29 protein-coding genes are annotated in these 24,757 nt (G+C 42.0%); 20 read left to right on the forward strand and 9 right to left on the reverse strand.

The window, feature by feature from the left end; genetic code table 11:
• Window positions 1-212: 212 nt before the first annotated feature.
• Window positions 213-2,294 carry a TonB-dependent hemoglobin/transferrin/lactoferrin family receptor gene (locus tag FR741_RS19485; RefSeq protein ID WP_167427497.1) on the reverse strand — a complete coding sequence of 694 codons (2,082 nt, stop codon included), beginning with the start codon at window positions 2,292-2,294 and terminating at the stop codon, window positions 213-215.
• Between the two features lie 232 nt (window positions 2,295-2,526).
• Between FR741_RS19485 and FR741_RS19490 the strand changes: the two genes are divergently transcribed.
• Window positions 2,527-3,414, forward strand: a complete 888-nt coding sequence (locus FR741_RS19490; RefSeq protein WP_005395465.1) for a LysR family transcriptional regulator — start codon at window positions 2,527-2,529, stop codon at window positions 3,412-3,414.
• 76 nt (window positions 3,415-3,490) lie between these two features.
• Here FR741_RS19490 and FR741_RS19495 read toward each other — a convergent pair whose 3' ends face one another.
• Window positions 3,491-6,124 carry a bifunctional acetate--CoA ligase family protein/GNAT family N-acetyltransferase gene (locus FR741_RS19495; protein ID WP_167427498.1) on the reverse strand — a complete coding sequence of 878 codons (2,634 nt, stop codon included), beginning with the start codon at window positions 6,122-6,124 and terminating at the stop codon, window positions 3,491-3,493.
• Between the two features lie 236 nt (window positions 6,125-6,360).
• Between FR741_RS19495 and FR741_RS19500 the strand changes: the two genes are divergently transcribed.
• The 4 genes from FR741_RS19500 (at window position 6,361) to yciH (ending at window position 8,897) form a co-directional block, all read left to right on the forward strand.
• The gene (locus FR741_RS19500) at window positions 6,361-6,930 is read left to right on the forward strand and encodes an SPOR domain-containing protein (protein WP_005390018.1); all 570 of its coding nucleotides are present in this window, start codon (window positions 6,361-6,363) and stop codon (window positions 6,928-6,930) included.
• A 149-nt stretch (window positions 6,931-7,079) separates the two neighbouring features.
• Window positions 7,080-8,069: a D-alanine--D-alanine ligase gene (locus tag FR741_RS19505; RefSeq protein WP_012842287.1), complete on the forward strand. Its 990-nt coding sequence runs from the start codon at window positions 7,080-7,082 to the stop codon at window positions 8,067-8,069.
• A gap of 128 nt (window positions 8,070-8,197) precedes the next feature.
• Window positions 8,198-8,584 (forward strand): DUF3319 domain-containing protein, encoded by a 387-nt coding sequence (locus FR741_RS19510; protein ID WP_005395460.1) that lies wholly within the window; start codon window positions 8,198-8,200, stop codon window positions 8,582-8,584.
• A gap of 1 nt (window position 8,585) precedes the next feature.
• Entirely contained in the window at window positions 8,586-8,897 is a 312-nt protein-coding gene (gene yciH / locus FR741_RS19515) for a stress response translation initiation inhibitor YciH (RefSeq protein ID WP_167427499.1), read from the forward strand.
• Between the two features lie 229 nt (window positions 8,898-9,126).
• On the opposite strand, the gene FR741_RS19520 is transcribed toward yciH, so the two are convergent.
• The gene (locus FR741_RS19520; RefSeq protein WP_167427500.1) at window positions 9,127-9,495 is read right to left on the reverse strand and encodes a DUF3693 domain-containing protein; all 369 of its coding nucleotides are present in this window, start codon (window positions 9,493-9,495) and stop codon (window positions 9,127-9,129) included.
• A 199-nt stretch (window positions 9,496-9,694) separates the two neighbouring features.
• Between FR741_RS19520 and FR741_RS19525 the strand changes: the two genes are divergently transcribed.
• The 13 genes from FR741_RS19525 to FR741_RS19585 all read left to right on the forward strand — a co-directional run bounded on the left by FR741_RS19525 (window position 9,695) and on the right by FR741_RS19585 (window position 18,996).
• Complete coding sequence (locus FR741_RS19525; RefSeq protein ID WP_012842283.1) at window positions 9,695-10,000, forward strand: hypothetical protein; 306 nt, start codon at window positions 9,695-9,697, stop codon at window positions 9,998-10,000.
• 2 nt (window positions 10,001-10,002) lie between these two features.
• Window positions 10,003-10,218 carry a hypothetical protein gene (locus FR741_RS19530; RefSeq protein ID WP_029826510.1) on the forward strand — a complete coding sequence of 72 codons (216 nt, stop codon included), beginning with the start codon at window positions 10,003-10,005 and terminating at the stop codon, window positions 10,216-10,218.
• A complete protein-coding gene (locus FR741_RS19535) occupies window positions 10,202-11,350 on the forward strand; it encodes a replication initiation factor domain-containing protein (RefSeq protein WP_233059810.1) in 1,149 nt (382 codons plus the stop codon). The genes FR741_RS19530 and FR741_RS19535 overlap by 17 nt, the downstream gene beginning before the upstream one ends.
• Before the next feature lie 3 nt (window positions 11,351-11,353).
• Entirely contained in the window at window positions 11,354-11,713 is a 360-nt protein-coding gene (locus FR741_RS19540) for a DUF1293 family protein (protein ID WP_005477647.1), read from the forward strand.
• 3 nt (window positions 11,714-11,716) lie between these two features.
• Window positions 11,717-11,947, forward strand: coding sequence for a hypothetical protein (locus tag FR741_RS19545; RefSeq protein WP_005477619.1), 231 nt, complete (start codon window positions 11,717-11,719; stop codon window positions 11,945-11,947).
• A 5-nt stretch (window positions 11,948-11,952) separates the two neighbouring features.
• Window positions 11,953-12,198 (forward strand): hypothetical protein, encoded by a 246-nt coding sequence (locus FR741_RS19550; protein ID WP_005477614.1) that lies wholly within the window; start codon window positions 11,953-11,955, stop codon window positions 12,196-12,198.
• A gap of 171 nt (window positions 12,199-12,369) precedes the next feature.
• Window positions 12,370-13,866, forward strand: a complete 1,497-nt coding sequence (locus tag FR741_RS19555) for a hypothetical protein (protein WP_332871191.1) — start codon at window positions 12,370-12,372, stop codon at window positions 13,864-13,866.
• A gap of 1 nt (window position 13,867) precedes the next feature.
• Window positions 13,868-14,212: a DUF2523 family protein gene (locus tag FR741_RS19560; protein ID WP_005477634.1), complete on the forward strand. Its 345-nt coding sequence runs from the start codon at window positions 13,868-13,870 to the stop codon at window positions 14,210-14,212.
• Between the two features lie 4 nt (window positions 14,213-14,216).
• Window positions 14,217-15,602 carry a zonular occludens toxin domain-containing protein gene (locus FR741_RS19565; RefSeq protein ID WP_167427502.1) on the forward strand — a complete coding sequence of 462 codons (1,386 nt, stop codon included), beginning with the start codon at window positions 14,217-14,219 and terminating at the stop codon, window positions 15,600-15,602.
• Entirely contained in the window at window positions 15,602-15,745 is a 144-nt protein-coding gene (locus FR741_RS19570; RefSeq protein ID WP_017636214.1) for a hypothetical protein, read from the forward strand. Before FR741_RS19565 ends, FR741_RS19570 begins: the two co-directional genes overlap by 1 nt.
• Before the next feature lie 554 nt (window positions 15,746-16,299).
• Window positions 16,300-16,953, forward strand: a complete 654-nt coding sequence (locus tag FR741_RS19575) for a hypothetical protein (RefSeq protein ID WP_167427503.1) — start codon at window positions 16,300-16,302, stop codon at window positions 16,951-16,953.
• A 660-nt stretch (window positions 16,954-17,613) separates the two neighbouring features.
• The gene (locus tag FR741_RS19580; RefSeq protein ID WP_167427504.1) at window positions 17,614-18,159 is read left to right on the forward strand and encodes a hypothetical protein; all 546 of its coding nucleotides are present in this window, start codon (window positions 17,614-17,616) and stop codon (window positions 18,157-18,159) included.
• A 126-nt stretch (window positions 18,160-18,285) separates the two neighbouring features.
• Window positions 18,286-18,996, forward strand: a complete 711-nt coding sequence (locus tag FR741_RS19585) for a phospholipase D family protein (protein WP_167427505.1) — start codon at window positions 18,286-18,288, stop codon at window positions 18,994-18,996.
• Window positions 18,997-19,025: 29 nt separating this feature from the next.
• On the opposite strand, the gene FR741_RS19590 is transcribed toward FR741_RS19585, so the two are convergent.
• The 3 genes from FR741_RS19590 to FR741_RS19600 all read right to left on the reverse strand — a co-directional run bounded on the left by FR741_RS19590 (window position 19,026) and on the right by FR741_RS19600 (window position 20,533).
• The gene (locus tag FR741_RS19590; protein WP_045624244.1) at window positions 19,026-19,391 is read right to left on the reverse strand and encodes a phage protein; all 366 of its coding nucleotides are present in this window, start codon (window positions 19,389-19,391) and stop codon (window positions 19,026-19,028) included.
• 87 nt (window positions 19,392-19,478) lie between these two features.
• Window positions 19,479-19,739 (reverse strand): hypothetical protein, encoded by a 261-nt coding sequence (locus FR741_RS19595; protein WP_167427506.1) that lies wholly within the window; start codon window positions 19,737-19,739, stop codon window positions 19,479-19,481.
• Between the two features lie 437 nt (window positions 19,740-20,176).
• Window positions 20,177-20,533 (reverse strand): hypothetical protein, encoded by a 357-nt coding sequence (locus tag FR741_RS19600; protein ID WP_167427507.1) that lies wholly within the window; start codon window positions 20,531-20,533, stop codon window positions 20,177-20,179.
• Window positions 20,534-20,614: 81 nt separating this feature from the next.
• On the opposite strand from FR741_RS19600, the gene FR741_RS19605 reads away from it, so the two are divergent.
• Both FR741_RS19605 and FR741_RS19610 read left to right on the forward strand, forming a co-directional pair.
• Window positions 20,615-21,454, forward strand: coding sequence for a LysR family transcriptional regulator (locus FR741_RS19605; protein ID WP_167427508.1), 840 nt, complete (start codon window positions 20,615-20,617; stop codon window positions 21,452-21,454).
• 306 nt (window positions 21,455-21,760) lie between these two features.
• On the forward strand, window positions 21,761-21,973 hold the full coding sequence (locus FR741_RS19610) for a hypothetical protein (protein ID WP_012842272.1): 213 nt from the start codon (window positions 21,761-21,763) through the stop codon (window positions 21,971-21,973).
• Window positions 21,974-22,075: 102 nt separating this feature from the next.
• Here the strand turns inward: FR741_RS19610 and FR741_RS19615 are convergent, their stop codons facing one another.
• The 3 genes from FR741_RS19615 to FR741_RS19625 all read right to left on the reverse strand — a co-directional run bounded on the left by FR741_RS19615 (window position 22,076) and on the right by FR741_RS19625 (window position 24,707).
• On the reverse strand, window positions 22,076-22,465 hold the full coding sequence (locus FR741_RS19615) for a universal stress protein (protein ID WP_012842271.1): 390 nt from the start codon (window positions 22,463-22,465) through the stop codon (window positions 22,076-22,078).
• 916 nt (window positions 22,466-23,381) lie between these two features.
• Entirely contained in the window at window positions 23,382-23,543 is a 162-nt protein-coding gene (locus FR741_RS19620) for a YoaH family protein (protein WP_005394474.1), read from the reverse strand.
• Window positions 23,544-23,585: 42 nt separating this feature from the next.
• Window positions 23,586-24,707: a conjugal transfer protein TraF gene (locus FR741_RS19625; RefSeq protein ID WP_167427509.1), complete on the reverse strand. Its 1,122-nt coding sequence runs from the start codon at window positions 24,705-24,707 to the stop codon at window positions 23,586-23,588.
• Window positions 24,708-24,757: the final 50 nt, after the last annotated feature.

Here is a 24,757-nt window from a genome sequence, read left to right on the forward strand (position 1 = left end):
ACTCTTAATTTGGGTTATAAATTTTCTCATAGCTATTGGGGTAGTTCATGGAACTCGGTCTGATCATCACTTTTATCATTGCAGCAGCAGTAATGGTGAAAAAAGAGATGGCAAAACAGTAAACTTTCATTTTTCATACTTTTCTTTACATTTTTGAAATGAAAGCCATAAAAAAAGCCAGCATTAAGCTGGCTTTTGTGTTTTCGGAGGCTTTAGAACTCGTATTTAGCTGTAATTGACCAGTTCCGCCCAGCTTGAGTCAGATCTTTGTTTTCTGTCTGAAGGTCACGCACATCATTCCAATTGTAGTACTCTTCATCTGTCACGTTGAACAGACCTGCTCGCAACGTAAGGTCTTTAATAGGTTTGTAGTACGCGGTGACATCTACGACCGTAGCTGCGGAGATAGGCAATACTTTATCGTCATTTATGTCGCTTTTATCTTTAGAAGCGGTGTAGTTAATGGTTAACTTGGTTCCCCAGTTTTGTTCTGAATCGTAATTTAAACCAGCAACAAGGTTCCAAGGGTTAACACTGTTTAGTGGATTATTGTTTCCATCTTCACCTTCCGTATATGCCGCTGCTACACGAGAGCTAAAGCCTTCGATTGGCATGAACTTGTTCCACGAAAGTTGGTTTGAAAACTCAATACCTTTAATTGTCGCTTTGCCAATATTTACGTACTGCAGAATCGCAGGGTCAGTCACTGGTGTCCAAGTGCCAGAGACGGTTTTACTCTCGATGAAGTTGTCGTAATCGCTGTAGAAAACTGACACTTCACTGCTAGAAATGTCATTATTATGTCGCCAACCAAATTCGTACGAAATGCTGTCTTCTGCTTTTAAATCAGGATTTGGCTTAAAAATGTAGCCATGCATTGGGTTGCCGAAGGAGTAGTACAACTCTTGGAAATCTGGAGCACGGAAACCTTGGCTGATTTGCGCGAATAAACGATGTTGTTCATTAAGCTTATAAACAGAACCTAAGCGGCCTGTAAATGCAGAATCAGAAAACTTTTTGTAGTCGCTAGCCGCGTTACCACTTGGGTTGCTGCTTGTGTCACCTGGATCGGTTTCAAATGCATCCCACCGTACGCCTGGGGTAATCGTAAAGTTACCTACCGTAATTTCGTCTTGTAAAAAGAGCCCGTAACGACGCTCGCTCGCAGAAGGGATATAGAAAATTTCTTTGTTTGCGCTTGCACTGTTGTACTCTTTGTTGACGTTCTTAATGTCTTTATCACTAAAGGATGCACCGTACACAAAGTAATGCTCTGTACTACCAAGCATGAGATATTTGTCGAACTGAGAATCAAACTGGTAACCTTCATCCTCGTATATGTAGTCTTTACGTTGGTTATTCTGACCTTTAACACGATCAGTAATGCCGTTTTCTTCTTTGCTAAGCCAATCTAGTTGCCAGGTAAGGGAGTCCGCTACGGCCGTTTGCATCTCCCAGATATGTTTTATACCAACTTGATATTGTTCTGTTACATCCTCACTTGTTGCATTAGTATAACCGTTGTAAGACTGCTTTCCGTTGCCTTTGTTGCGAATATAATTCCCATTGAACTCAATACGATGTGCATCATTGAGTTGGTACTGAAGTTTAACCAGTAAGTTGTTCGCTTCTGTATCTGCATCTGCTAGATCTCCAAAGTTATCCAGTTCATTGCCGTCACGACGCGTATAAGCAAGTAAAGATTCCAAATCACCAATTTTGTGCGCTAATGCCACAGATTCACTGAATGTATTGTCTTCGGAAGAGTAGTTGAACTTCGCATGGCCACCAAAGTTACGACCCTTAAGGAAATCAGCCGGATCTTTAGTTTCAAATGCAACAATGCCACCAATTGCGTCAGAACCATGTAGAGACGATGCTGCACCTTTTACAATTTCAACCGCTTTTATTAGGTCGGTATCCACGTTAACGCGAGCAGAGTTAATGAACGTATTCCCTGATTCGAACTGGTTACCTTGAGATACGCCGTCCACAAGAACTTTAATTCGATTGCCTTCGATACCACGGATATTGATACTCTGGACACCTTGGCGAGAGTTTGTCTTAACCGTGACTCCTGGCGTGTACTCAAAGAGGTCATCTAAGCCAGTGACCATGCTTTCTTCGATGTTCTTATCAGTAACGACCGCAACAGAAGCAGCAGTGTCTTCGATTTGGCTATTAGTACGAGTCGCAGTCACGACCACTTCATTGAAGGTTGAATGATCTTCAGCGTAGGCACCTTGGGATAGTGCAATCAGAATAGAGGCTGACAAAATTGTTTTTTTATACATTGGCTTCAATACCTTAGATCCATAATAGGTAACAACAAACGGGATATTAATGGATCTAAATAATAATTACTATCATTACCATTGTCATTTGTAGTTTTATCTTGAGTAGAACTCTTAGGTTATGAGCATTTCTAGTCTTTAGTTATCAGTGTGTTATATTGTTTAACGTTAGTTCTTGGTAAGATCATCCAAATACAATCAATGTGACAAAAGTCACATTAAGAGAGGCCATGTGCAGAGTCCAATTACGTTAGAAGCGCTCCATATTCTGGATGCCATTGACCGAAGAGGGAGTTTTGCAGCTGCTGCGAATGAGTTAGATAGAGCCCCGTCATCACTGAGTTATCAGATCCAGAAACTCGAGCAAGACTTAGACATCATTATCTTCGATCGCTCTGGTCACAAAGCCCATTTTACTGAAGCAGGAAAGCTCATCCTTGAAAGAGGACGAGCCATTTTACAAGCCAGTGAAAAGTTAGTGAATGATGCAACGTTATTGGCGAATGGTTGGGAACTGGATATTACCATTGCCTTTGATGGCATTATTCCTATATCCAATTTCTTCCCTATGGTTGATGCATTGGCTGAAGTCAGCTCAACACGAGTCAGACTGCAAGAAGAGATCTTGGCTGGTAGCTGGGAATCGCTGAATACAGGTAGAGCGGATTTACTGATTTGCCCATCACTGGATACACTTCCTCAAGAAGTCAAATCAGAAAAAATTGGTAAGATGAGCATGTTTTGGGTAGCGGCTGCTGATCACTATGTTCACAAGCGTAGTGGTAAGTTTGATGAGGCGGCGCGAGAAAAGTACCGAATCATTGCCATTGCAGACACTGCACGTGAACAACCTGCGCTCTCAATTAATATCATTCAAAAACAGCCTCGCTTGACCGTCACCAACTTTACGGCAAAAGTAGATGCGCTCACTGCAGGTTTAGGCATTGGTACGTTACCAAGCCAAATTGCACAACCTTTGATTGATAGTGGCGTATTGAAGCGAATCGAAGGTACAGAAGAGCAGCCGATGGATATTATCTTAGCATGGCGCCGAAATACCATGGGTGAGGCGAAATCCTGGTGTATTCAATACTTGAAAAAGAATTGGAAACTAAAGTAACAACGTAACTTTTACTTCTTAGGTTCCCATTGCTTATCGAATCTAAGAAGTAAAGTTATCGCTAATGCTTTATTTTTCAATTTAAAGGGAGCACCATATCTGCCGTACCATCGGCAAACTGAACATCGACTTCAAATCCCAGATTTTGAGCTAACATCAACATCCCTCTGTTTGTAGGCATGGTCATTCCAGACATTTGCTTTGTGCCTTTAATCTTGCAATAGCTGATAATTTTCTGCATCAGCACTTTACCTAAGCCTTTTCCTTTCAAATCTGAACGAACCAAAATAGCAAACTCAGCATCACTATTATCTGGGGTAATCAATGCGCGGGCTACGCCTATGATAGACGGTCCGTCGGTATTAAACGCTACCGCAACAAACGCCATTTCGCGGTCATAGTCGATTTGAGTGAAGTTTGCCAAAGCCTCATGGTTGAACTCACCAACCTCAGAAAAGAAACGCTTATAGAGATCTTCTTTCGATACGCTATTAATGAATTGAGCATGCAGCGGCTCATCTTCAGGCAGGATAGGGCGAAGCAGGATAGGTTGGCCATCTCGAAGCGTTACAGTTTCGACAAACTCTGCCGGGAAAGGGCGAATCGCCAGACGTTTTTGCGCATCTCCCTCGTATTTACACAGTGTGATGTCCGCATCGAGGATAGTTAAATCGCTTCCCGACACTAATACTGGATGTATATCCAGTCTTTGTATTTCTGGCAACTCAACCGCCATTTGGGAGATACGAACTAAGAATTTCGACAACTCACTAATATCGAGCGCATCTTTGTGTTTCTGCAGGCGAATCTTTCCAGACTTTAAAGCAACAACGACAAGGTAGCGTGCAAGCGTCATGTTCAAAGGAGGAAGTGCAGCGACGGCATCTTGGGCGATATTCCACTCCGAGCCGCCTTGACCAAGCAAGATCACAGGTCCAAAGACCTTATCTACTGCAATACTAATCCGTAGCTCTTCAGCGCTGCCGAGCTTTGCCATACCTTGTACCAACAGACCGTGTACATTGGCAGAAGGGTAACTGAGCTTTACGGTATCTAGAATGGATAGCGCTGCGTTGGAAACTTCTCGACTGTTTCTTAAATTCAGGGCGACACCGTGTACATCCGATTTATGAGGAATGTCTGGAGATCGCAACTTAACCGCAACAGGGTATCCGATATTTTCTGCCATATGCACGGCTTCAATTTCGTCAGATGCAATCCATGTTGGCAGAACATTAAACCCGAACAGCTTAAATAATGGGCTGGTTTGATGCGTATCCAAGGTGACTGTATTTTTATCCAGTAGTCGTTCATTTACCCATTCTTTTGCAGAACTCACACTTCCAGAGTGCAATGGCTCAGCCGTCGTTGGCGTTTCCATTAATTGCTTCTGGTTTCGTCGATACTCAACCAAGTGCATGTATGCAACGACCGCACTTTCCGGCGTTCGATAGGTTGGAATGCCAGCTTGAGTAAATGCCAGTCGTGCCTCTCTCGACGTTTGTTCACCTGACCAGTTGGTCAAGATATTAAAATGCTTATGCCGAGGGTGAGCCTTGATCGCCTCAATAACAGCTTGAGCAGTTTCAAGAGGGTCGGAAACCGCAGAAGGACTATGCATTATCAAGATCGCATCTGCACAGTCGTTATTCATCAGTGCGTTAATGGTATCAATGTAGCGTTTTTTTGTTGCGTCACCAGACAGATCAATCGGATTTCGAGTGCGCCAGTTGGACGGGAGTACTGTTTGTAATTGTTCAATGGCAGCGTCATCAAGTGTTGCGAGCTGGCCACCACGTTCAATCAAAGTATCAACGGACATAACTGCAGGGCCGCCGCCATTGGTGATGATCGCTAAACGCTCCCCACGAAGTGGCACAGAATGCGTGAGTGTTTCTACCGCAGCAAAGAGCTCATGCGTATTGCTGACTCGTAACATACCAGTTCGACGGATGGCAGAATCGTAAATTACATCAAGCGTATCACCATCTTGCTGTTCGAAAGTATTCATCTCTTTAGAGCGACCCGCTTTTAATACCAATATACGGCGGTTACGTGAAGCAGCTCGCGCAGCAGACATAAATCGTCGAGCATCCTGGATGTTATCCACATAAAGCAGAATAGCTTCCGTATTCCCATCCATACTTAAGTAATCAAGCAAATCTGCAAAATCGATATCCTGTCCGCGTCCAATCGAAATGAACGAAGAAAAGCCAATATTCTTATCATTTGCCCAGTCTAACACTGTGGTACAAACCGCCGCAGATTGTGAGATGAACGCAATTTTTCCGGGCTTAGCCGCAACAGGAGAAAACGTGCAGTTAAATTTGTGCCAAGGCAAGATAATACCTAAGCTGTTCGGTCCTAAAACTCGAATATTCAATGATGAAATATTTAAAGGCTGAGCGTCATCAGAGATAACAATCGCAAACGGCGTGCCTCTCTCATCTAACTCTTTAAGCAGTTGCTCGTTGCGTGAAACGTTCGTACATAAAATCGCAATATCTGGCGTATAGGGTAGGGAAGCCACATCCGGGTAGGCTATAACTCCGGATACCGCTTTGTATCGCGGCGTTACTGGCATAATCGCGCCACCAAATCCACTTTGTAGAAGGTTACGCATAACGACATGCCCTGCTCGCAATGCTTTTTGAGATGCACCAATAACGGCCACAGAGTTGGGTTTAAAGAGTTTATGTAGTTTATTCATGCTGACTCCTAGCCGTTTGCAAGTAACGTTTGCCTATCGGTTTCATATCAATCATAAACGAATAATTTATTGATAAAACGCCTTCAGACCAGACATTGCATAAAATGTGGGCGATGCTTATGGAGTTTGTGTTATTCATCACATCAAAATCACAGATTATTGTATTTGATGCTTGATAAACGGCCCTGCTATCGGCATGATTTATCGTAATATTTATCCAGAGCATTTGTTACTTCATGAAAAAAATCGCAATCATCGGCTTGTCAGTCCTGCTTTCTGCTTGTGCATCTGAAACTTACATCACAGACGTAACTTCTGAAAGTTATCGAGAGGACTACAAATCAGATCGTATCTCTAAGCCAATTATGGCGTCTGAAAACGCTGTAGTAGAAAAAGACGTACAACCAACTGTTGTGAAAATGACGGCAAAGCCTGAAGAGAAAAAAGTAGTCAAGCTAACGCCAAAAGAGCAGGCGAAGCCAGTTAAGATCGTACCACCGAGTAAAAAGCAAGCAGGTATTCAACGATTCGGCTATACCATTCAAGTCGCGGCTGTGGGTAGCCAAGCGAAAGTCGATCAGTTTGCAAATAAGCTGCCACAGAACGGTCAGCCAATTTGGGAAAACTACAAAGTCGTCAACGGTACTAAGTGGTTCTCAGTTTTATACGGAGACTACGCAACAAGCGCGGAAGCCAAGCAAGCGATTTCGACTTTGCCTGCTCAATTTCAGCAGTTAAGACCATTTGTTAAAAGCATTGACGCCATTAAAAACTCAGCTTATCCGACGCTTAACAAATTAAACTAACACATCAAATAAGGGAGCGAATAGCTCCCTTATTTATTTGTTCAAATCCTACTCGAACAAAATTCCTCACACTAAAATTACTGTACGTCACACTTCAAAGGTTTATCATAATAAATAGTATCTTTTGTAGGTCACGGAAAGATTGATTCATGATTAAAAATATTCTTCTACTATGCGGCGGCGGCTCTTCTGAGCACGAGATTTCATTATTGTCTGCAAACTTTGTCGAACAACAATTAAATCTTATTGAAGACGTTCACGTTACACGCGTAGAAATTAAAAACGAAGGTTGGATGACCAACCAAGGTGAGTTGGTTTACTTGGATCTCAATACCAAGCAGTTGTGCTCAAGTGAATCCAATCAAACCATCGATTTCATTGTGCCTTGTATACATGGTTTTCCAGGCGAGACAGGTGATATTCAATCTCTGTTTGAAATCGCAGGCATTCCTTACCTGGGTTGCGGGCCAGAAGCAAGTAGCAATAGCTTCAATAAAATCACATCTAAGCTTTGGTACGACGCTATCGGCATTCCCAATACGCCATACTTATTCTTAACGCGCAACGATGAAGAAGCTCATACTCAAGCTCATAAAGCATTTGAAAAATGGGGAAAAGTCTTTGTCAAAGCCGCTCGTCAAGGGTCATCTGTTGGATGTTACAGCGTCACAGAAAAAGATAAACTTTCCAATGCAGTAAATGATGCGTTTGGGTTTTCTGACCAAGTGTTGGTTGAAAAATCAGTAAAACCACGAGAGCTTGAAGTTGCTGCATATGAGATGAATGGCCAGCTGCACATAACGAAGCCAGGCGAGGTTATTGCACCTGACGGTGCTTTTTACTCGTACGATGAAAAGTACAGCAGTTCAAGTCACTCGCTCACCGAAGTTGAAGCGAAGAATCTAACCCAAGCGCAATTAGATGCAATTCAGCACGCATCTGAGAGGGTATTTAAGCAAATGAATCTTCGCCATTTGTCTCGTATCGACTTTTTCTTAACGGAAGATGATGAGATTTACTTAAACGAAGTAAACACATTCCCAGGTATGACTCCGATCTCGATGTTCCCTAAAATGCTTCAAAATAACGGGCACAAATTCCATGAGTTCTTGGAAGATTGTATAAACAGTGCCAAGTGATTAACGTTATCGAGGCGCGTTTTATGATAGAAATTGTTTTCTAGAGCAAGGTTTATTCAAGCCGTATTTGAATATTGCTCAGTAGCAATTATGATTATATCAACGCATTAAACAGATGACTCAGTGGTATGGCGATTTCAAACTATAGAGGTTTTAACCTGCAGTCAGGCGGACCAGATGGCAGTATTTGGAAGGTTAAAATCAAAAACCACGTCTTACAAGGTAGTTTGACGGCGGTAAAGAAAAGCATTGATTGGTGGTGCGATACAGCATCAATTATTGATCCCAAAGAGTTTGCTGCGCTTGGACAAAGAGCGCAGCAAGTTGGTGGTGCAAAATCAGAAGTCTTTAACGGTTATACTATTCAAAATGATACAGGTCAGCCCAACTCTTGGTACTGTATGTTTAATGGTAAACTGATTAAGGGTAGTAAAACTGCTATTCAACGTCATATCGAAGCTTATTTAGTTGCAAAGCAAAAAGCGATGCAAGCTCAACAACAAAAGAAACAATAGAATGACTCTGGTATATTCAACAGAAACCGGTCGAATTAAGCCGGAAGAAGAGAAAACATCTCGCCCCAAAGGCGACGGTATTGTACGAATTCAGCGCCAAACGAAAGGACGTAAAGGTAAAGGTGTATGCATCGTTACAGGTTTAGACTTGGATGATGCACCTTTAAAATTATTAGCTGCAGAACTCAAAAAAGTCTGCGGCTGTGGTGGCTCGGTAAAAGATGGCAATATCGAAATTCAAGGTGATGCTAGAGACAAGATCAAAACGCATCTTGAAAAGAAAGGCATGACAGTCAAATTAGCCGGTGGCTAATTTGCATTCAGGAAAACTCAGAATGGTGTCTAAAAATAGACGCCATTTTTTATTTTAGTAAGTAATACGCTAATTGAAGAACAAGCAATCGCAGATTGATAGATCGATATTAGCTATTTTATGGTAAATAGTCATTATGTTTAATGGTTATGATGGAGACCTTAAATTTCAAATCCACAGGGGAATAGGAGTGCTCATTGGCGACATTTGGCGTACGAGCACATCTAATTTAACATAATATACATAATACGCACTGATGTAGGGGTTCCTGTGGACTTGCAATCACTAAGGCCAATCCAGCACAAGCCATTGAAATGCTTGATAATCCAAGTCCGTTAAACTTTTTTCCTATGTTCTGCCATAGTGTCTGCGCTTCGTGCGTTTTTGCTTTATCCATCGCCAAGCCAATCAGTGCCTTTTCTTTGTCTTCACCAATAGTTTCAGCAAGCATAAGTATCTGATTTTCATTGAGATAACTTCGACCTTTTCTTACTTCTGTGAGCATTTGAGGGCTTACACCTAGGTCATGAGCAATCTGCTTGTATTGAATGTAGTTCATTTGCTCTTTATAAGCATCAATGAGCTTGTTTGTGTACATTTCTGCTTTTCCTCTAATCACGCTATTGGACTGATTTTAGTCTTTTAGTACAGATTTTGCTGTGTTGACGGTACAGAAATATCTGTATTTAATCACTACAGAATTTACTGTATCAGACCGCCTTAGCTTTGGGCGTTTGCCCTTGACGCTTTCGCGCTTGGCTTTGGCGGTCACTCTCTCAACTAGTCAGGTGGTTGTAATGATCGTATTAGAAACTGAAGTTCAAAACGTCAATGTTAAAACGTTAACGCTCCGTCACTTCGCAGTGTCTCACGTTCCAGCTTTCAAACTTTGTTACATCACTACAACTGACATCTTTGAAGAAGTCGTCGTTCCTTTTAATCACTTTGGCTACTGCATTAGCACATTCGAAAACAACCAAGAGTCCTTTGGTTATCTCTCGGTTGGCGATTACGAGTTTCGCTTTGAATCTGACGAGCATGAAGTTCTATGTCGTTTCTTAGGCATGACACCTTCAAAAGCGACGGCTTTAGAGGCTCAGTAATCATGAACGAAGCTCAAATCATCTATTACGACTTGCTGCCTGACTACACGGTGTCTGTGTTGGTCAAAGGTTGCGACGAATGGGATTTGCTTAAATCCATGTCTCACCTTGAGTCTTGGGCTTCGTCTCAGTTCGCTTCTTATGAGTTGGTGTCCATCACCAACACGACCGTTGAACAACGTATTAATTTGGGGGTGTTCGATGACTACTGCAACTAACATCCTCAAAAAGTTCGATGAGCAAAGCGTTCATATTGATTACCTGTGTTTTACGTTTGCTGTGAAAGACTTACGCCATTGTCATGACGCCGTTCGTCGATTGCACAAGCATGAGGAATACAAAGGCTTTGCCAAATCAGGACTGTTACAGCGTCACTGTCGAGCACCTAAGTTCCCTGCTCCACCTGTGTTTAATCCGACTGTCGCTAAGACATCTGAAGAAATTGAAGCGTACAACAAAGCGTTTGATATCTGTTACCGCAACTATTTGGAAGACTGCTTGCGCACCTTCACCAATCAAGTGCTTGGTTTGTCGTTGTCTGCGCCTCGCGGTTTGGGTTTTCAGTTCTACACCGAATCCATGAAACTGACTTCGCCAGATGGTGAGGACTTCTGCGGCTTCGTTGGTATCGGCGGTAACAATGACACGGTGCATTTCCAAATCAACGGAACGGGATGCAAGCATGTATTTGCCCGTCGTCCTGCGTGGTCGCTGCATGACTGGCTGACCAATGTGCTTGGTGTGCAAACTCTGGCGCGTGTTGACTTGGCCTATGACGATTACGACGGAATTTTTGATTGCGAGTACGCTTACAAGGCGTGGCGTGACGACTGTTTCAGAACCGCTGAACGTGGTCGTGGTCCTGTGCTTCATGAAGATATGACCATTGCCAGCATCGGCAAAGATGGGAAACCGATTTACACCAAAGAACAATACTCCATTGGTTCGCGTACCTCGCGCATTTACTGGCGTATCTACAACAAGGCACTTGAGCAGAAACTCGCGAACACTGGCCTTGTCTGGTACCGCTCCGAAGTCGAGCTTAAAAAATGGAATGTTGATGTGTTGCTGAATCCAGCTGGCGCGTATGCCGCGCTCAATGATTTTGCTGCGTCAATTTCTACTGCAAAGAAATTCAATACCAAACCCGTCCCGACTAAACGCGCGGCGTTAGACCTGTTGGCCTCTGCGCACTGGATGCGCCGCCAGTACGGGAAAATTCTGAACTCTTTAATCGAATTCCATGAGGGTGACATTGAAACCGTGGTCGGTTCCCTTGTCCGTGATGGAACTAAATTCACCTTCCCCGATACCTACGGCAAGTTGGTGACTCACATATTGGAGACTTAACAAATGGCTAAATCCGTTTTTGTACTTGGCATGGATATCACTTGGAACTCAGCACGTGGTGACAGTGCTCAACTGAACGTGTCACGACCTCTACGTGAAATCAACTCGGAGAAATTCAAACGCCGCACTATCGGTGAATCCGGTGATGTGAATCCCCAATGGGATCAACCTTTGATGATTGACCATGAATATGCCCTGCTTCTTGAGCGCACTGGTGCTCTCGTTCCTCGCCGTGAATACCAATTGCGCTTGGAGATTAATCCAGAAGACCCATTGGCGGGCGCTATCGTGACTGAGCTTATTCCAGTCGACCAAGAAATTAAGAAGCACTTCGAGGCTTCAATGAAACCCGTTCAAGGCTAAAAAATGTCTGTATGCGTCACCGTCGTTAACCAGTATGGCAATTTGAAAGCAACGAAAACGCCTGTTGCGGATTGCCAAGAATACGTGCTGATTTCGGCGGTGGACTACCAAGAATATAAGGAACCAGTCCTATTCAACGGTGACTTGTTCCTGTATGTCAGTGGCGTGCTCTTGATCAACATGGTCGTTGGTCACTGGGTGGGTCGTGTTGTTCGCCTTATGAGTAAAAGGTAAATCTTATGAAAAAACTAGAACTTGTTGTAACTAACGTAAAACACGCAGTCGTAAACAAAAAGACCGCAGCTGGCGCTGCACTGATGGCCGCGTCTGTCTCTCCGGCGTTCGCTGAAGTCGATATCACGGGCGCAATCAACTCTGCGGTATCCGGTGGTCAAGCTAACGTATCACTGGTTGTGGCGGGTCTGATTGGTATGGCTGCACTGGGCTTTGGTGTGACCATGGTTGTTGGCTTCTTACGTCGCTAACGGCTCACCTCTATGCCTCCTTTATCGGGTAATTTACTTGGAGATGTTCTCGCTATCGTTCTAGGTGTTGCCTTTGCGGGGGCATTCCTCCACGGCTTTGTGAGTGGCATCAATACTCACTAATCAATAGATAAAGGGGGCTTCGGCTCCCTTTTTTATTGGTTTGTTGCGATGAATATTAGTCTCACTTTTCGTTACCTTATTTTTTTCTCTCTCTTATTTTTAGCCTGTCACTCTAGTGCTTTAGAAATGTATGCAAGTTCGGGAATGATGGGATGCTATGAGAAAAGAGCTTGGAATAATCCCTCTTCTGTCCATGCGTGCTTGTATGAGAATTACGGTGAAAACCTTTACGGTGGTGTGCGTGATTGTTCTGTTGTGCTTTACGATACTGATTTAGGTTACAACCGATATGCTTCAAATTGTTATAACAATAAAGGCTACTACGAGACCTACGTTATATATGAGAAAGCGAGATGTCCATCTGGCGAGCGATTTAATAGCTCAACGATAGCCTGCGAGCCTAAATGTGACTATGGGACGAATCCCGATGGCACCTGTATGGACGCTTGCCAGTTCAAACAGTCCATTGGCGATACGGTGAAATTGCATTGGCACCCTGCGGTCTACGGCGAACTGGTGACGGGCGCGTGTTACGGTGACTACGGTGCCACTCGATGCGAAATGACCAAAAACGAATCCACCATTATTTGTACTGGCGTTCCTGATGGACAGTACACGCCCGACTCTCAATGCTCTCTGCGCTTTGCTTACACTGGTCGTCAGTGTGAAGGTGGCACACTTTTCTGGGGCGTGAATGGGCCAGATGAACCCATCATTCCACCCGATGAACCGGAAGACCCAACTCATGACCCTGATGACCCAACAGGCGAGATTGAAGACCCAAGTGTCCTACCCGATGATTCAACCAACACGGTTAATCCCGGTGTCGTTGATGATAAACCGGACGTAGAAGACCCTGACACGGATGAATCGACAGACACGGCAGTCCTTTCTGCCATTAAAGGGCTTAACATGGATGTGAACAAAGGCATTCATGATCTTAACGTCGATATCAACCAGTCACACGCTGACATCACCAACGCGGTTATTGATGTGAAAGGCTCTTTGGTCGATAACACCCAAGCCATTCAAGAGCAGCAAATCAATGACAACAAGATTTATAACAACACCAAGGCACTCATCCAACAGGCCAACGGCGATATCACTACGGCGGTGAACAACAATACCAACGCCACTATTGGCATTCGTGACGATTTAAAAGGGCTTGGTGATTCCATGGGCGAACTCGATAGCAGCTTAAATGCGATTGAGGGTCTATTGACTGGCTCAGAGTTTGGCACACCTACGGGCACCGCTATCACTGGCGAAATCTTCACGGCAGAAGACTTTGCCAACCTGCAAACCACGATAGATGAAAAAGCCGAATCCATCCAAGGCTATGTGGACGACATTAAAGGCTTAATCACTATCGGCACCAACTTCAACAACGGCACATTAAGCGACAAGTCTTTCAATATCAAAGGCGCAACCGTTGAATCAGGACTACAGCGTTTTGATGCGGTATCGGGCTACGTGCGCCCTGTCGTGCTGTTCATTTGTGCCTTAATCGCCCTTTGGGTTCTGTTTGGTAATCGGAGTAAATAACATGGAATACATCTACTCAGCATTAGAGTTTATTGCCAACATTGGGCAAACCTTTCTCGACTTCTTTGATGTGGCGATTGAATGGATAAAGAACGCGTTTGAATACGGCGCGATGTGGCTTATCTCAGTTTGGCTCGATATCAAGATTGCCTCGATACAAATCGCACTCAAGATTGCGCAGCTGCTGCTCGAAGAGTATGGCGTCTATACGCTTGTCGAAGACCGCTTTAATGCACTTCCCTCTGACGTCCGTTATATCTTGACCGAATACGGCGTCACCTCTGGATTACGTGTCATCTTTGATGCGTTCGCTACGTCTTTAGTTATGCGTTTCTTTAACTGGTGATTGAATGGCTACTTCATTTCGATACGGTCACGGTGGCTCTTACAAATCGGCTTGCGCCGTGTGGTTTGACTTACTGCCTGCACTGCGTGAAGGTCGAATTTGCATTACGAACATTCATGGCATGCAGCCACTTGAAGTGATTGAACAACGCCTTGGTGAGAAGTTTCCTGATACGGCTCGGCTCATTCGCATTAGCTCTCGCAATCCTGAAGGCTTCGAGCTTTGGAAATACTTTTTCTGTTGGGCGCCCATTGGGGCGTTCATCCTCATTGATGAGTGTCAGCAAATCTTCTCGGTCAATGCAGGTTTTAAAATGGCGAACATACACAAGCGCCCTTTCACTGACTTTGAGCCTCACTTACCGGAGGGATTCTCTGAGCTGTTTCACTCTCGTTGGCTAACGATTGATACGTCCAGTTTGGACAATGGCGAGATAGACGATTGCCAACGCACACGCTTTGATGAGCAAGGACGCATCATCTATCCAGAGAACTTTAACAACGCCTTTATGGAGCACCGGCACTACAACTGGGACATTGTGTTGCTCACGCCTGACTTTGCTCAAATCCCGAAAGAGTTAAAAGGTGTCGCGGAGTTGGCCAAGCAACATAAGGGTAAAGATGGGATCTTCTTTTCCAACCGCAAACCGCGCATCTTGGAACATGACCCAACTCGAACGGTCACCAAACCAAGCAAAGACGATGTGGTTTATAACCTCAAGGTGCCGCTTGACGTCCACCTCCTCTACGCCTCGACTGTCACGGGGCAAATCACCAAGTCGGGGCTTGGAAAGAACATCTTTCTTAACCCGAAATTCTTAGCAGCTATGGCACTGGTCGTGCTTTCATTTGGGTACTTAGTTTATGCGCTTATTGGTATGGTTTCTGATTCTGAGACGACAACTGCGGAAGGAACGCAGCTTCATCAAACTTCGCAGCAAAGTGGCGTTTCGACTTCGCAAGGTCAAGCACGTCCTGGTCAAAGTGGTTCGCCTGGTTCTGTCATGGGTTCTAGTGGTTCTAGCTGTACGGGTGCTGGTTGCGGGAATGAGTCTTATCATGACGTAGGCACCGTTCCGGCTTGGTTCCCACTGGCGAACTCAGAGAGTATCTATGTCTCTGCGGTGGAGCGTTGGCATAAAGCCACCTCGATACACGTCAACGTGCATTTTGAGGTTGTCACACCGCGCGGTGTGACTTACCTCGATGACGGATTCCTAAACAAGTTGGGCGTCAAGATGGAATATCTGGACGATTGCCTCGTCCAGCTGTCTCGCGGCGCATCCAACTTCTATGTCACGTGTTCGCCGTATGAGCAATATGCACAACGGCAAGAGCAAGATATTGAACTCAAACCCGTTGGCGGTTTGTTTAGTGGAGACGAAACCTAATGAATGAATACGTAACACATGGACAGCTCGTTGAAATAGTCGAGCTGTTTGATCATCTCTCGATAGTGAATGCAGTCATTGTTGTGCTCGTGTATGACCTTGCGAGATACCTCCTAGGCAAACTGGTCGACTACTTCAATTAAAGGCACGGTGCCAGCCCCGCAGGGATAAGGAGTTGCGGAGCGACGACGAGGCACCAAGCCGCCCACCTTAGCAAAACCTAGCCTCATCACTTAATCGGCGCGGTTAGCAGCCCAAAGCCACTTGGATGCTGCCGCCCTCCTTCCTGCTAGACCAGCCTTGCAGAGACTATCCACACCAAAGGCGCGTTAACCTACTGGAACGCTGCATACTCACAACGCCAAAGCTTTGCGAGTGTCGAGCAATGCTTATTCTTCTTTTCTGGGTTCTCTCCGACGGACGCGCGGAGCAAGTGAGGACGGGCTAGGACGATTGCGCGACGTGCGGCGGGAGGTCAAACCCCCGAATCTGTATTACGGGGGTAAATTCCACCAAGCTTCAACGCTTCGATGAGATCGTGATTAGGTTAGAATAAGTAATAGAACACTTATGCCATTGATTCATATTATTGAAACTATGAAGTTATCTATTGAGAATGTCACAAGGAAACTACACAATGTACGGATGATAGTAGGCGAATAGCCGTATAACAAGCGTTATGGCGCAGGAGTAAAATTTGGATTTACAAATGCCTAATAGTACAAACGTTCTTGTGACATCGACTTTCAATCTTTTGAAAGAAGCACATAATTTATATGCAGAGCATAGGGTAAAACAGTTTCTAAGTGTTGTTGATTCCGAGGTTGAGTACTTAACTATCGAGACACGGGAAGAATTTAACGAATTTATAAACAGTAATAGTGCTAAGAAAGTTTTAGCTGATTACGCGTCTGCAATTACGTCTACTTCTAGTGAGATTGGGTTAAGAGCACTAGCCTTGACCTTTATTAATGATCGACAGTTCAGTTTTACTAAAAGCGAAAGCGCTAGGTTTATCTCTTGTATCAGTGGTATAGACGATTTAAAGGTGAACTTGTTCATCAAGTTGGCCTCATTGAAAAAGCTGGAAATTGAAACTGTTTATCCAGTGTATGTCATTAATAATCAGAATTTTGAAGAACTAAACCTCGGCGTAGACGTAGACGAACTGTTTGCTTATTCAGAGGACTTCATTAACAGAGGGCTTTTGCTACGTGATCCTCGTTCTGGTGAGGGAATGAATTACTATTCTCCAAAAGACGGAGACTGGTCAATCTGTTTCGGTATTAGTACTACATTACAACGATTTGCGTCAGTATTGAGAAAGGCTAAGCTTCTATCGGCAAAGTAGCGCCATAACAAAGCGTTTAAGACGGATTCACAACGCTTGGCACTTTTGGTTTTAATCTGCTTTAGTGTTTACAGCACAATGGTTTAGGGTTTGGTGGTCGCGTTGTTCACCACTTAACGCGGCGTTATGTAAATCGGATAAAATGGTAGTAATGTGAGAGTTGAAACAAACATACGAAGAGGGCTAGTGCTTATTTGGGTCGTAACCTTTTTATCTACAGTAGTCCCTCTCACTTTCTTGTATATATTAAATGTAAATAGTAATGAAATCGCTGCGTTAGCCTCTGTTCCTGTGGTAGCGGCTATTTTTGTTCACGTGTGTGCGAATCGAATTAAAACTCAAATTGTACCATCAGGCGCATTTGAGTTAGAAATAGTCGGTGAAAATGCGTATGAGCTGAGGTTAGCTTACCTCAAGCCAATCAATCTAGCGGGTTCACTCCAATATTGGTTACCCATTTTCGGTGTTGTATTTGGATGCTTAGGTTATTTCGGAATATTTACATAACAAAGCATTTAAGAGTGATTCTCAACGCTTGGCATTTTTCATTCCATCGTTGGTTTTTGTGTTTATGGTTGTGTTTCATGGTAGCGTTGCTTACACCTTAATTGGGCGTTAGTTACCATAGACATTAGCATTAGTTAAAGAAAAGAGGTTTACATGGATGCAAAGGTTTGGGCTGTGTTGATATCATTGTCCGCATTTATATTGTCACTATTCAGTATCTTTAAAACCCATATTTGGAGCTCATTTGAATTTAACTGCCGCTTAGTTTCGTTTAGTTGGAAAATTGAAAATGATGATAGATTCTGTGAGAGTAAGTTTTTCATTTCATGCTCAGGTAATAAAAATTTATATGTCGATAAGCTCTATATAAACAAAGGCGATAACACTTATATCAACGCTGAAAGTGAAAGAGTAGATATACAAAAACTTTTAAAACCTGGAGAAATTGAAGAAATCATTTGTAAAACTAATGCTTCAATTTTTTCTCACAATCAAACGTATTCATTTATCTTCACATTGATTTCTGCAGATACAGATCAATTTCATTGTTCTCTAAAAATGACGACAAAAGAACAAGAGAATAATAACCTAATTGTGTCTGCTAATAGCTTAGGAAGTGGAAATTTTAGTCTTAACTCGTTTAGCCTCTTGCGAATGAGGAAAGTCCGTAAAAGTAGAGCGGTGCGTAGGCTAAACTGACAAGTAATTTAAGCGTGATTCGTAACGCGTAGTATTTGACCACGCGTTTTTAATCTCTGCTACTTGATCCAGTATTTTCTTAGACGTAATCTATATTCGCTAGGTTTTATATGTCAAGGATATGAAATGGCTAAGTTTTTAAATACAAGCGCAACGAACTACTACCTCGAAGAATTAATCAAGAACGCTTCTGAAAGGCTGATCCTCATCAGCCCTTTTCTTAAGCTTAATGATCGTATTCGAGAGCTTTTGGAAGACAAAGACCGATTAAAGATAGACATTCGAATTGTCTATGGCAAAAGCGAGCTACAACCTGATGAGATTAACTGGCTTAAAGGTCTCTCCTTTGTGCGTACCAGTTTTTGCAAAAACCTCCATGCAAAGTGCTACATGAATGAAAGTGCTTGTATCATTACAAGTTTAAACCTTTACGAGTTTAGCCAAGTAAACAATAACGAAATGGGTATCTTCATTGACCGTGATGAAGACCCCAATGTCTACAAAGATTCCTACGAGGAAGCGCAACGCATTATTCGTATTAGTGATGAAGTTAGAATCTCGTTAGAGAAAGTTCAAGCTGCTAATTTAGATACGGAATCTACTGAAAAGCCTGTTACAGAGAATGAAATAATTAAACTCAGCTCCTCTAAGTTAGCTAAAAAGCACAAACTTAAAACAGATGAGTTTCTTAGCTTGTGTGTTAATAAAGGATACTTAACGTTAGATGACGGAAAGCACTCATTAACCGATGAAGGTAAATTCTCAGGTGGTGAGTTTAAATACAGCAAACGTTTCGGTCCATATTTTGTCTGGCCAGAGTCATTAGAGGTTGAATAGAAAAATAAGGCTCCTGTTGGAGCCTTCAATCACACTATTTTCTTTAGTACTCTTGCATACTTCAATATTTGGTGAGCAACCTTTATATCATTCGATGCACCTAACTCAAGTAAAGCAACCCCAATCAATACTTGCTGTGCAGTAACCAACTGTCCTGTTGGCAGCTCTAATCGATCATGCCTCATTACGAAGTTTTCCCAATCTTCACAAGAGCTCAATTCCCTACCCTTATTCATCCTCATCAAGCGTTTACACTCTGGAGGAATGGATTTCCCCTTGTCCCATTCTTTGACCGTTCTCACAGTTTTCAAACAAAGTTTGGCAGCTTCTTCGACGGTTAAACCACATTCAAATTCACGAAAAATATAGTTTTTAGTCATTTCGTGATACTTCATTGAATTGTCCCTCAAAAGAGAGACATTTTATAGGATACGCATATGCAATCGTATTCAACATAAGCGCCCATAATACGCACTTTAGAGTTAGAAGATTAGCAGTGGCGATGTCAGCTTAGTTACACCGAATTTGGCTTTTGCGGCCTTGCAAGCTTCATCGGCTGTATTGTATGGGCCATGAACTTCGATTTCACCGCAGCGGCCACTTGATAAGAACCAGTCATCAACTTTAAAACCGTTTAGCAGATTAAGTTCCTGCACTGTATCTTTGATTACGTTCGACACTATACGCGTTTGTTCTGCATCTTGCTCATTCAAGTAGACGAACAGTTGGATTGGATATTCCATTATTTCTCTGCAATTTTCTGAGTTAACAAGATCTTTTGCTGGCGTTCTTGAAGTTCTGATACTAACTCTGCTGGGCATGAGCTAGTGTTTAAGTTATATCAGATAAGCAACCTAACGATTGCTTAAAGCCTTTGTCTTCAAATCTCATTATATCCTTTCGATAACTTATGTTTTAAGTTATCGAAAGGACGAGAAAATTCAATGTTCTCACTTATGGCCACATATTGTTCATCCCCAAAAGTGTAATTATTACATTAGCTTTATAGGAACGTAAACTCTCTACTTTTCAATCTATACCTAGATCTTTCTTCATATGTTCACTCAACTCACTAGTGGTTCTTACATTAATTTTATGTTTGCAATGATGGATTCTCAACTCTTCACCAAATAATTTTACTAATGAATTTGTATACAAAGCACTAATATCATTTATTATTCTATACAATGTACCTTTCTGATAAACAGATCTTTTCGAATTTTGTATTGCAGTCTTCATATTTAAATATTCTCACATTTTTAACTTTATAATTTAAAGAATTATTTTCAAGTTCGATCTTTATTATTGATTTTGCCGATTTTGAATGAGTCATTATCAATGATGCGCAATCGACAATTAAATCACCTGAATCTAACTTAGTAAGTTCACGAGAGAGAACTTTTATTTTTAAATTTTCCGTTTCGTTATTTAAGTCGATTGAGTTAATTTCTTCAGGATATTTGTTTAACTTAATATCCAATATGGTTTTATTAAGGTAGTAGTCTGCCATTATTTCATGACGGCTTTTAAATATCATTGTCCCCCTCCGTTGATGCAAGTTATACTTTCCCTCCCGTTAAAAGACAACGTGACTCAGAGTTGCAAAAAGGTAACAATCATGGAATTGATGAACAATGAGCTGGTCTGCTTTGCAGCCATTTGTAAACACCTCTCTCTTACAGAGGCATCAAAAGAACTTGGAAAGTCGAAAGCTCAAGTCAGCAGGCAGTTAGCGGCATTAGAAAAACAACTTGGTGTAACACTCGTCCACAGGACAACAAGAAAACTCGTTTTAACTGATCATGGTGAAAGCATTAGAGAGCTTGCCATCAAAACGTTAGAGAGCTTGCAGGAGTTAAATTACAGAGCTAGCTCGTTGAGTGAATGCATTAATGGAAAGTTTAAAATTACAATGCCCAACTCTATAGCCTCTTCTATTTTTGGCTCTGTTCTTAAAGGCTTACAAGAGCGATATCCAGCAGTTAACTTTGAAATATCATCAAGTAACGATGTTGAGAATTTATTAGAAAGCAACGTAGATTTAGCGATTAGGCTTAATAATATTATTGATGACACTCTGATTGCACATAAAATCGGTAATTATAACGATGTTTTAATATCTACAGTTAACAATGCCAATAACAACACGCTATTAATCTACAAGAATCACTCGAATAAGGAATCAATTAAAAAGCAGTACACTGACGTTATCGAAGTTGATAACACCTCTATTTTAATAAACTTTGTCTCTGAGGGGGTTGGGGTTGGCGTCATTCCAAATTACCTTGTAAAAGGTAACCATATAGACAAAAATATCCAAATTTCACAAAATTTTGATATAGAACGCTCCATGTATATCGCCTACCCTTATCAAAACCCTTTACCAAGAAAGCTAGCTGAAATATCTACTTTTATTAGGTCTGAGTTATCAAAAATATTGAAAAATGAATCACTTTAGGATGGCTTTTCAGGTTTATAATTTTCCTTTGATAACTCATGAGGTCTAGCGAGAAGCTTTGTAACGTATTGTTTCAAAGAGCCTCGTTAGGCATTTATGAAAATCCCCAACTTTATGCTTGTTATCACAACATGAGATGCTATACCGTTTCATTATCAAGGCTTTGCGTGGAATAAATCACGTGGGTTAAACGATAGATTGACTTACATTAAAAATTTAATCGAAAGCAGCTTTATATTAAATTGATTTCATACCGTTCTGCGTGTATCTTCTACCCATATCCCCACAATAACCAAGGAGAATGCCATGGATAAGCTACTCGCGTCTGCACTAGAAATTAAGCAGCGAACTATGGTGACTGGCTTTTTTGCTAGAAATGGATTCAAAATTGCTATGACCGATTTTGATGATGTCACTTTTGAGCGAGAAGGTGTGCAAGTTAACGTGCATTTTGATTTGCAGTCAAACGCAGAGTCTGCATCTATTTTATCCCAAGAGGCATCTGCCATTCCTGGTTAGTTATTTTGTTGTCAATCATACGCAAAGCCGAACGCAAACGTTCGGCTTTTTAATATGCGAAAAACGGGATTACAAAAGATGTGGCACAAACCTGCGTTACTGTCACTCATCCAAGTAAACAATCAATAAATCTGCTTCAACCTCATTCGCTACCCTTGGTACCGATGAAAAGAAACGGCTCAATAAATTATGATGATGACCGCAGACTACTAGGTCTATTCCCTCTTTTTTTACGATTCCCGACAATTTGATATGAAGGTCACCGATAACTGCCATCGTCTCGTGTACTGGATATAGGCATTTATCAGCGAGTTCTTGTAGCTCCTTTTGCAACTTTTGTTCTTCTTTCGGCTCCATGATCACACGATCAACATCCACATAAACGAATGAAAGTTTGGCGTTCGAGTTCTTTGCTTGAGTTATTGCTTTTTCGATAACGACTTGGCTAGATTGAGATAAATCAACAGCGACTAAAACGTGCTTGTAACTCATTCTTTCTCTCCTAGTTAGTTTTCATGTGCTTATAGTAAGTCTAGTTCACTAAGAGCGAATGCAATGTCTAAACTCATATTTCATGAAAATATGGGAGTTTGATATAAGAATGTGGAAACAGCCGAGCGATCAGCTATCTAATAGCCATTGAAGGCTCGTGAAGTCAACTACCAGTTATTGATATGTGGCCCATTTTGTTCTCCTCCTTAAGATGTACATAACTATGTAACTAAAGCAAACAAACCCACGTTACGCCGTCACTACGCTTCTAAACCCTGTCAATTTCTATTGCAGCTTGTTTTATATTCCTAATTACAACGTCGCCTAGTTTAGTAAAACCACTTGGCAATAAGTAATTTTTTCGTGTAATCCATCGATCAAGATTAAGAGTTATTTCATAGACAACACTGAATTAAAGACAAGATTTAGAGTTAAAACAGAGTCCAACACTCCTATGTTCAACCTAAAACCGACATACGTCTGCGAGCACTTACTGTCTATATAACGTCAACTATATAACTATATTCAGATTTTATTTTTCTGTTACAACGTGTCTTTTTTATCTTCACAGCATAATCCTCTACTTGAAAACATACCCAATCATCATCTTGTAATTTAATTACACAAAAAGATGATCGAAATAGAAACACAAGACAAAAAAACCAACACAAGTCACTGATTTTATTAATTTTAATTTAAAAAATAGCATTTCACCCCATATTCGTTCAAGCCAGAACGCATCAAGGTTAACTTAAACAAGTAAAATTTTACTAACTGCTTAGTACAGAATAGAGGAAGTTGAATAAATTGAAAGGTATAGAAATAACGTTACGACGTAACTACGTTAAGGTATGAAAATATTTGAGGATAAATATGAGGACCAAAAAAACAGGGCCAAAGCCCTGATATGAATTAATTAGTTTTGTTGCTGTTGTTTTTCTGCGTACTCAGATCGAATCTGTTCGGCAACAATTTTGATGGCTTCTGCTGTACTTGTGCCCTTCGCCATCAATTCTTGAATTTTCTCTACAGCTTGTTGTTGCTCTTGGTGAGATAGAGGGGGTAAATCGTCAAACATAAAAAAGCTCCTCATTTTGAGGAGCAGACTATAACGATTCAATTAATAGGTCGCAAGGAAATTAATTGATGCCCCCATTGCGTTCTCGTTCGTGTACTGAGCAGCAATATCTAATTCGATCAACTTAAGTGGAGACAGTCCAATACCCGCAGTAATGGTACCTTCGTCGCTACTTCGAGCTAAGTTTTTCATATAACCCGCTCGCAACGCCATTTGACGCAAGATATCAAATTCAATACCAGCTCGAATCATTTGCGTATTATCATCGAAGGATGAAAAACGTTTTTCCTCATTAAGATCGTAGTCGACACTCATAGTAAAGTAATCGGCAACAATCCCTGCCCCGACCGTATATACGGGACGCATGCTGTATTCGTATGATTTAATCGTATCACTGCCATACATGAACGATTTTGTTTTAACGTCTCTTCCGATCAAGTTTTTTGCTGAAATACCGACACGATATGGGCCAAAGAACCAAAGCGCGCCCGCATCCAAGTTAAACATCGTTTCCGCTGTTTCATGTTCACGTAAGTCTTTGGTATCGAAATTCTGAAAACTCGTGGCGTAAGAGTACGTATAAATACGCTGAAGTTTAGGCGTAACACCAAATGAAAGGTGTTGATTCATAAAGTTGGTGTATTTAGCAAGTGATACACCTGCTTCAGCAACACCAATAGAAACACCTTGTACGTAGCTATCGTCTAACGGATTAATACCTGACGTATCTACTTTTGGTTGCACGAATGATTCAGTGTATAACTTACCGTATGCAGTTGCAGATAAAAATTTATTAGGAATACCTATAGCGACAACGCCACCAAGATCAAAGTCAGTTTTTTTTCCATCTATGGCATTCATCGATTTTTTGATTTCATCGACATCAGTCAATTTGCTGATGCGTTCGATTTCATCGACAAGATCATATTGATCATCGTAGTTACCACCAAAACTTGGCACGATCATTCCTGCATCATCGTTTCGGCGATAAATTGCAGTAAGTGCGGGGTTGAAAAAAGGAGCAGTCAGATAAGTTGCTGATACCGTACCAACGCCACCCATCGCATCGCTACGAGCTTCTATCGCATAAGTGGCAGCCGAAGCAACGTTTGCGAAAAGTGTGGTGGCAACAGAGGTGGCTAGAATTTTATATTTGGTTTTCATACTACACTTGTGATTTTGGTTCTTCCTGAACCTTTATCGGCACAAATGGT

The sequence above is a fragment of the Vibrio diabolicus genome (assembly GCF_011801455.1).
Classification (GTDB): domain Bacteria; phylum Pseudomonadota; class Gammaproteobacteria; order Enterobacterales; family Vibrionaceae; genus Vibrio; species Vibrio diabolicus.